The organism is Shouchella hunanensis (genome assembly GCF_028735875.1).
Taxonomy (GTDB): domain Bacteria; phylum Bacillota; class Bacilli; order Bacillales; family Bacillaceae_D; genus Shouchella; species Shouchella hunanensis.
The window spans coordinates 3,091,452-3,103,735 of sequence record NZ_CP117834.1 but is presented as its reverse complement, the minus strand read 5'-3'; the positions used below and the strand labels follow the sequence as shown (position 1 = coordinate 3,103,735).

Annotated in this window: 15 protein-coding genes; 1 reads left to right on the top strand and 14 read right to left on the bottom strand. The window is 38.7% G+C overall.

What is annotated here, in order from left to right; all coding sequences use genetic code 11:
• Window positions 1–134: 134 nt before the first annotated feature.
• From PQ477_RS15935 to PQ477_RS15890, 10 genes are all read right to left on the bottom strand, one after another.
• A complete protein-coding gene (locus tag PQ477_RS15935; protein ID WP_274272480.1) occupies window positions 135–491 on the bottom strand; it encodes a nuclear transport factor 2 family protein in 357 nt (118 codons plus the stop codon).
• 215 nt (window positions 492–706) lie between these two features.
• Window positions 707–1,747 (bottom strand): PIN domain-containing protein, encoded by a 1,041-nt coding sequence (locus tag PQ477_RS15930; protein WP_274273589.1) that lies wholly within the window; start codon window positions 1,745–1,747, stop codon window positions 707–709.
• A 73-nt stretch (window positions 1,748–1,820) separates the two neighbouring features.
• Window positions 1,821–2,111, bottom strand: coding sequence for a hypothetical protein (locus PQ477_RS15925; protein WP_274272479.1), 291 nt, complete (start codon window positions 2,109–2,111; stop codon window positions 1,821–1,823).
• Between the two features lie 222 nt (window positions 2,112–2,333).
• Window positions 2,334–2,840 (bottom strand): ImmA/IrrE family metallo-endopeptidase, encoded by a 507-nt coding sequence (locus PQ477_RS15920; RefSeq protein ID WP_274272478.1) that lies wholly within the window; start codon window positions 2,838–2,840, stop codon window positions 2,334–2,336.
• A gap of 7 nt (window positions 2,841–2,847) precedes the next feature.
• Window positions 2,848–3,207: a helix-turn-helix domain-containing protein gene (locus tag PQ477_RS15915; protein ID WP_274272477.1), complete on the bottom strand. Its 360-nt coding sequence runs from the start codon at window positions 3,205–3,207 to the stop codon at window positions 2,848–2,850.
• Between the two features lie 224 nt (window positions 3,208–3,431).
• Complete coding sequence (locus PQ477_RS15910) at window positions 3,432–4,526, bottom strand: N-acetylmuramoyl-L-alanine amidase (protein ID WP_274272476.1); 1,095 nt, start codon at window positions 4,524–4,526, stop codon at window positions 3,432–3,434.
• Window positions 4,527–4,528: 2 nt separating this feature from the next.
• A complete protein-coding gene (locus PQ477_RS15905; RefSeq protein WP_095150015.1) occupies window positions 4,529–4,762 on the bottom strand; it encodes a phage holin in 234 nt (77 codons plus the stop codon).
• Between the two features lie 49 nt (window positions 4,763–4,811).
• Window positions 4,812–5,219 carry a hypothetical protein gene (locus PQ477_RS15900; protein WP_055736413.1) on the bottom strand — a complete coding sequence of 136 codons (408 nt, stop codon included), beginning with the start codon at window positions 5,217–5,219 and terminating at the stop codon, window positions 4,812–4,814.
• Window positions 5,156–5,596: a hypothetical protein gene (locus PQ477_RS15895; RefSeq protein WP_274272475.1), complete on the bottom strand. Its 441-nt coding sequence runs from the start codon at window positions 5,594–5,596 to the stop codon at window positions 5,156–5,158. Before PQ477_RS15895 ends, PQ477_RS15900 begins: the two co-directional genes overlap by 64 nt.
• A gap of 62 nt (window positions 5,597–5,658) precedes the next feature.
• The gene (locus PQ477_RS15890) at window positions 5,659–6,168 is read right to left on the bottom strand and encodes a hypothetical protein (protein ID WP_274272474.1); all 510 of its coding nucleotides are present in this window, start codon (window positions 6,166–6,168) and stop codon (window positions 5,659–5,661) included.
• Window positions 6,169–6,280: 112 nt separating this feature from the next.
• On the opposite strand from PQ477_RS15890, the gene PQ477_RS15885 reads away from it, so the two are divergent.
• Window positions 6,281–6,760 carry a hypothetical protein gene (locus tag PQ477_RS15885; protein WP_274272473.1) on the top strand — a complete coding sequence of 160 codons (480 nt, stop codon included), beginning with the start codon at window positions 6,281–6,283 and terminating at the stop codon, window positions 6,758–6,760.
• Window positions 6,761–6,862: 102 nt separating this feature from the next.
• On the opposite strand, the gene PQ477_RS15880 is transcribed toward PQ477_RS15885, so the two are convergent.
• From PQ477_RS15880 to PQ477_RS15865, 4 genes are read right to left on the bottom strand one after another with little or no spacing between them, the layout of a single operon-like run.
• Window positions 6,863–6,982, bottom strand: a complete 120-nt coding sequence (locus PQ477_RS15880; RefSeq protein WP_274273588.1) for a CD1375 family protein — start codon at window positions 6,980–6,982, stop codon at window positions 6,863–6,865.
• Between the two features lie 5 nt (window positions 6,983–6,987).
• The gene (locus tag PQ477_RS15875) at window positions 6,988–7,269 is read right to left on the bottom strand and encodes a hypothetical protein (RefSeq protein ID WP_274272472.1); all 282 of its coding nucleotides are present in this window, start codon (window positions 7,267–7,269) and stop codon (window positions 6,988–6,990) included.
• Window positions 7,270–7,283: 14 nt separating this feature from the next.
• The gene (locus PQ477_RS15870; protein WP_274272471.1) at window positions 7,284–11,261 is read right to left on the bottom strand and encodes a Gp37-like protein; all 3,978 of its coding nucleotides are present in this window, start codon (window positions 11,259–11,261) and stop codon (window positions 7,284–7,286) included.
• 15 nt (window positions 11,262–11,276) lie between these two features.
• Window positions 11,277–12,251: a hypothetical protein gene (locus tag PQ477_RS15865; protein WP_274272470.1), complete on the bottom strand. Its 975-nt coding sequence runs from the start codon at window positions 12,249–12,251 to the stop codon at window positions 11,277–11,279.
• Between the last annotated feature and the right edge of the window lie 33 nt (window positions 12,252–12,284).

Sequence of the window (12,284 nt, the reverse complement as noted above, 5' to 3'; positions counted from 1 at the left end):
TTCATAACGACTGTCTCTTTTCTTTTGTACGATGGTAGCGTCAGGAAAATGCGGATTTACAACGTTTAGGAACCGATTTTTTAATTTAGCTACTTACACTAAAGCCCCGGTTAGTGCATTAAGAATTAATGTGATTAAGCTGTTGGTGTACCTTGATGAAATTGCATTTTCCACTTTCCATCAGTTAATCTCCATATCGAACTACGTAAGGAATGTTGTTTACTTACTTCGTTATATATTCTGTAAGTTGTTAAAACTATTTGTTCAGACAATGGATGAATTTCAAAATCACTCAATTTCATACTTACCGCACTAAGACTCACTTCATCAATGCTCTCATTTTTATACAAAACCTTACCAGAACTTCCGAACTCAAAAAAATCTTCTGAAAGTAATTGAGTAACCTCATCTTTTGATGCCCTAATTTCTGGTTTTAACAATTTTTCTTCCAAATCAAGTAACACTTCTTTTAATGTAAATTTATCATCCACTTCAGATTCACCTTCTCCATCTCTATATAGATAATATTAAGTTAAAGGCTGGGCTCTCTTCAGCCAACCACTCTTACTAAAAACTTCTCAATAGGAACCCCCAATGCAGGATCGTGTAATAACCCAACGGCTTTATTAAGCCCTCTTGAGACCTCGCCGAGAAGCGGGGTTTTTGATATAAATATTTAGTATCCGCTGTTAACTGATGGATTGGATTATATCCAAATACCATTTCCTTCATTAATAGTTAGTACATTATACACCGCTTCATCTGTATGATAATTAACCTCTAAACTCAATGAAACTTTAATTTCCGCTTCACTTGATATATTGGAAGCCATATACTCCTTAAACAAGTATTCTTTCTCCTCTGAATCCCAAAATGAACTATCATGATCAATTATTGATATTTTTCCGGTTAAATCGATCTTAATTGTTAAGCTTACTTCAGCAATTATTTCGGTTTCAGTCACTTCTAAAACAGTATAAGCAGTATCTTTATCGATTATTTCTAAAGAGTTAATTATAATTTCACTAACATCTCCATCATCTTCTATAAAATAGGTTTCATCAGCTAAATAATCCTGTACCTTCTCAAGTATTATATCCTCATGATTGTCATGAGTATAATCCAAAAGTGCAGTCAATGCTTCTTCATATTCTTCCTCTGATATTTCTTTTATTAAAGTATCTAAACTTTCCACCATGATATAGTATGATTTTTCTGCACAGAAATTCTGGTAATCTCTATCTGAACTAATTACATGCATAGTTAATCCCTTATTTAATATATAATTATTTAAACCTACTAAACTGAAAGCATCAGGAAATTCACTTTTTTTCTTTCCACTGCCGAACGGCGCCTGCCTTTCAAAATATAACTTAAAAACTTCCTCAACTGAGACTTTGTCAGTTGAGATGATTTCAATTTTTGCTTCTTTAATATACTTATCAAATAATTCCAACATATTTTCGCCACTAGCTTCATTTGTTTCTTTATCTAACTCTTTTATTAATCTATGAGCCGCAGGAATATTATTAAGTATTTTTGCTTTCTTCTTAAAAGCTTTTAATGCACTTTTTGCTTCTATTATATTATTATTAATTCTATTCTTAACTTCATGATAAACTATGTCAGTAATATATATTTGAACAAACCCTTTCAAAGAGTATGTTTGTAAACTATCAAGGGTCTCCCATTTAAAACCAAAATTCTTCCCTACAAAAACATTTGTATCTAAAAATACATGTCGAATAAATAACCCTCCATAGATCTTTTTTAAAAATAAAATACCCTTACTTTACTGATAAGGGTATTCTAAATAAGAATCAACTACTCTGCTTTAAAACATTCAAGCGCTTAGTCATCGCCTTGATTCTTGATTCTAAATTATGAACTGCTTTACTCATCTCATCTTCATTTGAAATGATATAATATCCTTGTCTCGAGCGCTCATTACTAGCACCTATTTTCATTTGATGCTTCTCAACGAGTGTATGAATAATCAACCTCACTTGAGATTCGGAGTACCCAGTTAATTTCGATATCTCCTTGCACTTAATAGGCTTGTCCATACTCACTGGCAGTAAGCTTAAAACTCTTTTTAGTTCAAAAGTCATTTTGGTTTCCTCTTTTCTTATTTTTTTTAAGAAAGAAGGATTTCCACTCATAAATGTGGTAATATTATAGAGTATAATAAAATTTAAGAGTATAGTTCTATACAGTGATTTGTGGTGAACCATTGTATACCTTCTTTTCTTAAGATTTTTATTGTAAGGTTAGTGTTCCAGCACTGACCTTATTTATTTTTAATAACCCCCACTGCATCACCCCCTAAATTGTTATTTTATTTTGCTAAGTTGAATTTTTGCCATTTCTTTAGATACACCGAATCTTTCGCTTATTTCGTCTGCGTTTAACCCCTTTATTAAACTTAATGGAGCCAAAAGTTCTGATGCAAACTCATTCGCTTGCCATTCCGGATCTTCATAAGCTTTTACTTTCCTTTCACTTCTTGCCAATGACACTTTGCCATCTCTATGAAGAAAGTAATGTCCCAATTCATGAGCTATCGTAAAACGATCTCTGCCAACGCCTTTTAATGCATTCACATATACGCTCTCTCTATAAAAAATTTTTCCATCCTCTATTAGAGTAACCCCATATTCACGAGGCATTTCACTATCTTCTAATATCTCATAATCAAAATCTTTAAATAATTGTGGGATAATCAATTCTAAAAAATCCAATATCGGGAAATACTCTTTATTCTCTAAATTTAAAGCCTCGCGCATTTCTCCAACATATGTTTGAATTTCTTTTCTTGATATTGGTTGAGCAGTGTACATTCATTGATTACCCCCTTTCCTTATTAAGAAGTTGAATTAATTTTTTTCTATCCGCTTCATCAAAACTCTTTAATTCTCTAGCTAAAGCTTTAACAATGTTTTTATCTTCTTTGCCAAATTGATTTAAATCGATTTTATTAATTATTATTGACTCTTCAATTGCTTTTTCTAATTGCTTTGCCTCAAATTCATTCAGAGCATAGTTTTTGATAATAATTTCAGACCAACCTTGAGGAACATTTCGTTTATTGTTTTCTACAGCTGATAAATATGATGAAGTAACACCAAGTTTATCTGCCATTTCTTTCAATAGTTCCCCGTTGTCAATTCTCAGCTTCCTCACAAATTTCCCAAAAGCGCTTAACATGGGAAGTTCCTCCTTCCTATTCAAATATTAAATTCCCTCATTCCGACTGTAATTTCAATATACATTATAATTGTGAACTAAGTCAACAGTTTTTTGTTAATAAATAAACAAAAACAAATCGTATTTTACGTCAATTAAAAAAACACCCCTGATGGGGCGCTTTTCATTGTAGAAAAAAGGCTCTTCTTACTAGATTTTATGAATCTTTAAATTAATAAAGCAACTTATCGACTAATTAATGTCAGTAAACGGCTGTTTTGCGCTGCTGTGCCTCTATAGTTGCTAATACCATGCTGTTGAGCAAGTCTTTTTCGATTTGCCATGCTCGAGTCCATACCTGCACGGTTCATATAACTGACAATACCCTCTCCTGCTCTTACAGCAGGTTTGGTTGATTTTTTTGAAGGTGCTGCCGTTGATCCACCATTACGAAGGATATTAAGCAAGCGGGTATTTTGATTAGCGGTTCCAGAATATCCGTTAATACCATGTTGTTTAGCTAATCGTTCACGGTTTCCATACGAGCTATCGACACCGATGCTGTTTAGATAAGTGACAATACTACCTGTTGTCATATTGCCTTTTGCTACAGGTTTCGGCTTCGGCTTAGGTGGTGTTGCTGGTGCTTTTACCCCTTGGTCACGTAAAACTCCTAATAGCTGTGTATTATGCGCCGCTGTGCCTGTGTAGTTGCTGATGCCATGTTGACCAGCAAGACGAGCGCGGTTAGTATATGACGAGTCTACGCCAATGCTGTTAAGGTATGTCACGATGCTACCTGTCGTCATATTTGCGCCCTTAGAAGGAGTTGGAGCAGGCTTAGTTACCTCTACCTTGTCTTGCTTATTAGTCAACTGACTTTTGAACCAGTCAAACTTTGATAATAGGTTAGTGGGACAATTCTTCCCACTCCAACGTTTATGTGGCACTACATTGTTTACAGGGATCTTAAACTGTTCCATCAATGATTTAGTAAGGGTAATAGCGTTTTGCGTTGCTTTGTCAAGATTACCGTCACGGTTAACGCAAATCTCGATACCGATTGACTGACGATTCCCTGTGCCACTACCGCCATCACCAGCGTGCCACCCGTTTTCTGTCAGTGGTAGGTGTTGGTATACAGTGTCTCTATCGTCTACAGTGAAGTGCCAGCTTGTCGCTGTCGTTGGATTCTTCACATACCGAGCGTGCATAGCAGCGTTCGCCCCTGTGCTAGTGTTTGCCGTTTCGTGAATTGTAATATAAACCGGCACCAAAGTGTATTGCGGTCGGTTGCGGTTACTAGCCGGTATAAAGTCCTGTACGATATTAAGAAGCATAATTATTTATCTCCCTTCGCTAACCCAGCTTTAACTAACTCTTGCTTTTGTTTTCTGCCTTTTAATGTGATGTAGTTATTCTTAAACCAAGTCCAAATTGACACCACCAGAGCCAAACCAGCGGCTATCATACCTTCATCGAGCACAGGGATAGGCATTAAACCTTGTTGTGTTAAAAATACGTTGATCCATACAATGATCATTGCTATCGTCCGTACTACCGTTCCTTTATCCATTCAAATCATCTCCTCATTAAAAATCCCCCGTTGAGTCTCACAACGAGGGTTAAAACGGCGACCAGCTACCTTTGCTTAAAAGCCAAAATAAAAAGCCTATGAAGGCTGTGTTACCGAGCAACGACAATATTAATTTGTACATGTTTCGATTACGTTCATGCCGATCTTTGCGAGTGTCCTGTAGGTCGGCAACTGCTTTTTCGTGCTCCTTCAAAGCGATATCCTGTTCTTCTAGCTTTCCGTCCACATATTTCTCTCTCTTGCCTGTCTGTTCCACCATACCGTCAATGGCTTTTGTAAGCCCCCCTAGAGCATTTGATACCTCAAGCATTGCTATTTGGTTCTCATGGGATTGCCGGATAAACATGGTGTTGAAATCATCAAGGCGTTTGTTTATTTTCGAATCCTCTTTTCGGACAAATTCTCTAATCTCCGCGCTGATTTTTTCATTCTCCACCAGTCGTCTCCTCCCATCCATGCAATAGATAAACAAAAAATCGCGCTTATAACATGTATAAACGTCAGTATTGATACGCTAGACGCATCCCACGTGGCTAAGGCTAGTAGCAAATAAATAAATGATGCTAACAATCCTCCAACCACTAGCCAGATATAGCGGTGCCATTTAATCGTCATAGCCAGAAACAAAATTAAGGCTCCTGCTAAACTTAAAATGGCCCAACCCCACTGAGGGATTAGACCATTCATTAAGCGATATGTTTCTGATGCGAGAAAGCGTTCATTTGATACGATTACTAACCAGATGCCCCTAGCTGTTAAGGTTAGCGCAAAGTACAGGATTAAAGCGTCTAGGTTTTTTAAATCATTCCTCATGACTCACCTCCTTATGTTTCATGAGAAAAAGCACCCCGAAAAAGGTGTGCTTAAACCTCATTTTAGTTAAATAAGTCAATAAGATAATTAACTCTCTCCTTAGAAAATATCCATTCGTCAGGAACTTTGTCGCACAAACCCTTATACGTACCGGACTTGTAAGTATTGTTCTCATATAGCGCAGTATAACCCGTTCCATTTCTAATAAGGTTTAACTCTCTAGCAATCTCATCAACAGTGGCAAGATATATCCTAGGCATTTCAGCATTGCTCATGTCTGCATTTTTGAATTGTACAAGGCTAAATACCGTTTTTGTACTATGTTTTGACCTCCATGTATCTATTGCATCAGCATAAGAAATTGTCTCATCTTTTTTTAGTGATGCAGTTAGCACCCATCTACCAACGTTACTGCCTTTGACGGATATCTTAAGCATCTTATCTCCCTTAACAATTACTAAATCGTATTCTGGCTGGTTTGCCCCGTATTGGACTGATACATCATAACCCGCCCAAGCAAACATGGTGGCTGTGAACGATTCTGCAGCAACACCACATTGATGTGAATTCATAATTTAATCACCCTCTTCAACTTCTACTTTTCGACAAAAAAAGGAGTGATCCTTCCAAATTCAAATTAATTGAATTCAAAAAGAAGCCGATACATTTAAACAGGAGGTTGAAATGAATAGAGAAAATTATTTTGAAATTAGTAAACAAAAATTTATAGATATAACTAATCCAGATAAAAAAGCAAAGGCTTTAAAAAAACTACAGTATCAACTTGTCGCTAACCCTTCGCTAGTTAGAGATATTATGATTGGCAATCCAAAGTATTATCATGAGACCCTTGCAATTTGCAAACAACTTCTTGAGAAAAACAGAAGTAGGGTATCAGAATTGTTATCTTTATTTGGTATAGGAGTAACTATATTAGCTATCTTAATTGCTTTATCATTAGGCCTTATAGATAAAGGGACTATTGAAGATCATAATAATCTACAGGTTTTTGATTTTTTATTTAATCACATTCTTATAGTTACGGCTTTTTATGCTTTGATATCATTAATCATATTATTTTTGGAAAGTCACAAGGAACGTAATCGCATGCTTTACATCTCAATTATAAGTTATTTAGAAAGTTATGTTGACCCCACACGCTAAGTGTGGGGTATTACTTTTATCAGATGTATTATATTGGATTAAATGCTTCTATTAATCCACATGCTCCCTCCTTTATCCAAAATAAAAAAGCCTTTATGGGCTTTACGTAATTAAATCGCTTCTACCATATTCTATTAATAAAACGCGTACTTCCTCTTTCCACGTTGCAGCCACACGATCAAATGTCCAAACACCTGCGATAATGCGGTTTGCGTATAACATAGCCACTAGCCCTCACCTCTTTCAAGCTTTTCCGCTAGCTCTAGGATTGCCAATGCGTTCAATTCTTCTAACGTAGGTTGATTACGCTGCTTTTCACTCTCTTCTATGATGGCTTTTTGTTTTTCTTCATCTTTTATGAGTTCGCCATCTATTAGCTTGAAAATATAAGGGTTACTCAGTACCTCATGATTTTCATTAACATTCATATTGTACTCCGTATAACATTCGGTGGTTGAATAACCGTCAACGTAACCTTTTTCATCTATATTAAAATAAATTGTAAGCAATGCTCTCACTCCTTTTACCATTCATATATCGCATTTAAAGCTAATCTATTGTTATCACCCTCGTTGTTGATCCGGTGTCCTGTTAGACTTGTACCGTCTGTACCATTGATATAAAGAAACTTATAAACCGTGGTACGGTACCTTGCTATATGAGCGCAATAACTATTTCCTACTGCATTCAGTATCGCTTTAGGAATGTAGGTATAACTATAATCACTATCTAGCCATCCTTCACCGATGTTGTACCCTCTCCATTCCAACGCCCAACCGTTTCTACAAAGCCTCAAAGGTTTTACGGGTGTAGCGGATTGTGTGTTAGTAGGGTAAATTGTTCCGCTCCACAAACGGTGCATATTATTGATTGTCCAGTAAGTAGCATCTAGTGACGCCCATAACGAATCTTCTGGATTATAGAGAGAAGGTATGGACGCTTCGACCAACTGCGCCCCATCAACCTGTACCCAATTGTTGTCACCGCCCGAGAAGATGATCTCTAAAGCGTCTCCATACACATAATTTGATGGTGTTGTGAAAGTAACAGATTCCCTTCTAACGTTATAATCTGACCTGACAGCTGGAAAACGTTGGTCAAACAATCGACTTTTCCTAGTCGTATCGCTTCCCACATGCCAAACTTCGATTCTTGGAATTCCCCCCGTCGCATTCCATACCCTTTTCCAGAAAGCACTTAATGTATAGGTAATACCAACACCTATACTTTGCTGCAGGTATTGGCGTACATAGTTTGCGTTTCTTACAGCCACGCCCTTATTACCGAAAATCGGTTGTGCTCTTTTTTCAACCGGATAAAATGTACTCGTAACTTTCGGACTACCGACTATTTGCCATTGCGAACCTAGTAAATGCGGCGAAGTGATAATCTCAAACCAATTATTTGTGTTGCTGTAGGCTCCGTTTACAGGCATCAGTTCAAAAGAATGATCTAATAGCAAATTACTCTTTGGCGCAATGTCATACTTTTGGTTTGAGTATTGATCCTCAACAGTGAATGCACCCTCACGAATGTTGATTCCAGCATTGCTACCCGATGCAGTAATTTGAATATTATTACCGCCAAGGGATACATTTCCGCTATTATCAACTTTAAACTGGTCATTTACATTTAATCCATTTAACGATTGGATATGTTCAACGCGAAACCACCCTGTCCCAAAGACTGTACTTAAGTCAACGACGTTTGGTCCTTGTGGTCCCCTGTCACCTCGATCTCCTTTGTCACCCTTTCCACCTTGTGGACCACGGTCTCCTTGAGCACCCCTATCGCCTTTAATCTTCGCCCAACTATAATCATTGGCATTGTTCGATTCAATTGGTGTGTTTTTATTGTAAGCAAATCCAATGTACTCCTTACCATCTGGAAAATTACTCATGCCGCCACCGCTTGCAGTGTCCGCGTATTTCACCCATGTATAGGTTGGTTGTCCGTCAGAACCTTTAGGGCCTTGAATACCTTGCTGACCTCGATCTCCTTGCTCTCCTTTTATTAGAGACCAAGTATAATCGCTTGTATTACTGGATGGAGTAGGAGACGTTTTGTTAGGAGCTAGACCGATGTAAGTCTTATTCGTTGGGCTCGCACTCATACCGCCACCACTTGCAGTGTCCGCGTAGCGAATCCAAGTATACGTAGGTTGTCCATTGTCGCCTTTTGGACCTTGTACACCCTGAGACCCCCGGTCGCCTTTCTCTCCTTTTTCACCTTTAATAAGCGCCCACGTGTAATCAGCGGGGTTACTACTCTCATTTGGAGTACTTTTGTTATAAGCAAGTCCTATATAAAGTTTTCCGTCCGGGTAATTTGCCATTCCTCCACCGTTCACATTGTCGGCATAGCGTATCCATGTATAGGTTGGCTGACCGTCAGCTCCTTTAGGACCCGGCAACCCTTGTTGTCCCCTAGAACCTTCTTCCCCTTTTATTTTTGCCCATACATAATCCTCTGGATTATTAGAAGGATTCGGATTTGTTCTATTTGGTGCCAATCCAATATACTCTTTGTTTGCAGGGGTTGATGACATTCCGCCACCATTGGAGTTATCAGCATAGCGAATCCAAGTGTAGGTGGGTTGTCCGTCTGTTCCTTTAGGACCTTGAATACCTTGGGCACCTCTGTCGCCTTTTTCACCCTTCTCGCCTCGATCTCCTTTATCTCCCTTAATGAGTGACCAAGTGTAATCGTTTGGATTATTGGACTCACTGGCTTCACGCTGATTATAGGATAATCCAATATACTCTTTTCCAACTGGACTATCAGACATCCCATTCCCTCTTGAATCATCGGCATACTTAATCCACGTAAACCTCGGCTCTCCGTCTGCCCCCGGAGGTCCCGAAACACCTGTGTCTCCCTTTTCACCCTCGATCTTTGACCACTCATAATCTCTTGGATTCGTACTCTCTACATGACTTTCATTATTGTATGATAAGCCCATATACACTTTTCCCTCTGGACTGTCTGCCATGCCGTTTCCTTGCTTATCATCAGCATACTTAAGCCATGTATATAAAGACGTTCCATCTCGACCAGCGGGACCCGGCAATCCTTGCGGACCTCGACCAGCTGTCACCCATTCACCTAATTCTTGGCTAAAAATCTTCCACGTAACGTTTTTAGGATCTGATGTATCCACCCATATAATTGATCGATCAGAAGGAGGTTCCGATGATTCGACTCGTCTTTTTTCAGCATACTCTTCGGTAAAACGCTTTGATTGCTCAAAGTTTTCTTCTGCTTGTCTAATTCTTTCTTGTTCCTCAGCACTTATTCTTCTATCTACATATTGCTTATTTTCAACGGCTATCTGACTCGGAAGTTCTTGTTGCTCTACACCTTCAAGCCTTTTAAGTCGGTTATCAACTTTTTGTATGAGTGTAGGTGCAGCACGTCCAAATGTAGCGTCAATTCTAAATCCTGAATCCTCATAGACTTCAAGAAATCCGGTTATCGGCGCACTCATTTTTAAATTCCACGACTTATTAAATACATCGACCTTATCACCTAGATCAAAGTCATGTTGGTATTTAAAAGGAGAGTCTTCACCAGGAGTAAGTATTTCCGATTCGAGCGCTCTTATCGTTACCGTTTCCCCAAGCCGTTGTTCACCTCTGCGGATGAGTAATTGTTCAACTTCCTCTTCTGTTAAGTTCTCCTCTTCGTCGTTACCGTTTATGTCCCTAGCGTCTATAAATGATTCACGACGATCCCAACCAACAGCATTGCCCACACTGATAATCTTCCGTTCAGCTCCCTCTCCTTCACCGCCTACATAACCAAAGTTTCTCAGCTCTTGGTCACTGTCTACAAATTCCTGAGACTTGACGGTTTCAAATTCAGGACTAAAAAAAACAGGGTTATATCCCTCTGGATTTCCCTGTGTTAAATCATAACTTTCTAATACATCAAAAATGTATTTCTTATTGCGAAAGTCAGCATACACATACCAGCCTAAGCCGGATCTTACCGAAATATTCTCAAGCTCATCAGCGACATTCTTGTATCGAGATTCCCATTCGATGCGTTCGCCTCTGTTTAAAACAGGGGCAATTTCAAGATTTGGCATAAACCTACGTTGATCATCAGGACTAATAAAGTTCCGCTCGACGTAGTGTTTCAAAACCTCTTCTGCACTTGCTGTAATTCGGTCATAGCCTGTATGACTTGGTGGAACCGTCTGTCGGCGATTCATTAGACCATTCAGCGAAGTTCCATTAAAAATAAAGTTCTCTCCAACCTTGCCACTTTGATCTAAAGAGATTTCTTTACTTTCTACGATGCCCGCTTTTTTCCCCGTCTTATCAAGACTTATAATGTCGCCCTTTTCAATCTTTTGTGATTCATGCATATAGCGATTCGTGTGCAATTCAAAAGTTGCGACACCGTGAAAACTTCGACCGAATTGGAGGGATTGGTAACTGTCTAATTCGCCTTTCAAATCCAAGAATCGATTGTAAATTCTAATAGATGGCTTCAAAATTCCAATCCTCCCTTAACTGATTTTCGTTATGCTTAATCGTCTATAGTGGGAAACCCGGCTACCGCCAAAATCTCTCGTAGCCACTACGACGCGTACCTTGTCACCTGCATTTAATTGTTTTATGCCTGACCCAAATGAATGCATGTCTTGGAAACCAGTACCGGATCGGTTGAACAAGTAGACACGATCAGCAAAGTTATTTCGGTCATTAATAACTAAATAAGCCTCAATTTTTTCTGTCGTTCGCATCGAGTCCTCAAAAGCAACGTGGAAATTAAATTGATAAACCCCATCTGCTTTAGGCGTGAACTGCTGTGCAGAGATTTCACTTTGCTTGTCAATCGTTGGGACAATCGGTACATTCGTTTGAACATAACCGGAACCGGATTGACCGCCAACCGTTAAGTTAACATTGTGAGACATTTCTACATATGACTGATTCGGCATTGTCACCATGCCTTTTTCGTTGATATACAACCCACGATAGATGTTATGAAGCAAGATATACCCACATACACTTTGATTTTGTCTTTCATCTGTAATTTGCGACTGCTCAATGAACGACTTACCCGCCGGGATTCGAACTCTTGCTACACTCATTTCGAAGATATACTCATTCCGAGTCATCCCCGGTGCAACAGGGTTGCTTGCTGGTGTACCACGTTTAATATAAGCATATATTCGACGTTCCGAAGGGTTTAGGTCAAAACGTATAACGATCCTATCGATACGGTCATTCTGCGAGTCTGCGATAGCATGTGTAAGGGTTAAGCTCGTGTCGTTCTCGTACATATAACCTCTAGCAAACATGTATCCTGTTCCCAATGCGACACCCATGTTACTCCTTGACGTAACCGCTAAGTCTGCCATGTTTTCAGTGTTTGACACACCGTTACCAATGATTTGAGCGTGAAATCTTGCAAAATCAGCAGCTTGATAGATACGTTCATCGGTTTCGGTGCTATCAAAAAAATACATTCGCTCCATAGTCTCACTCCTTCAATAAAAAAAGCATCTGAA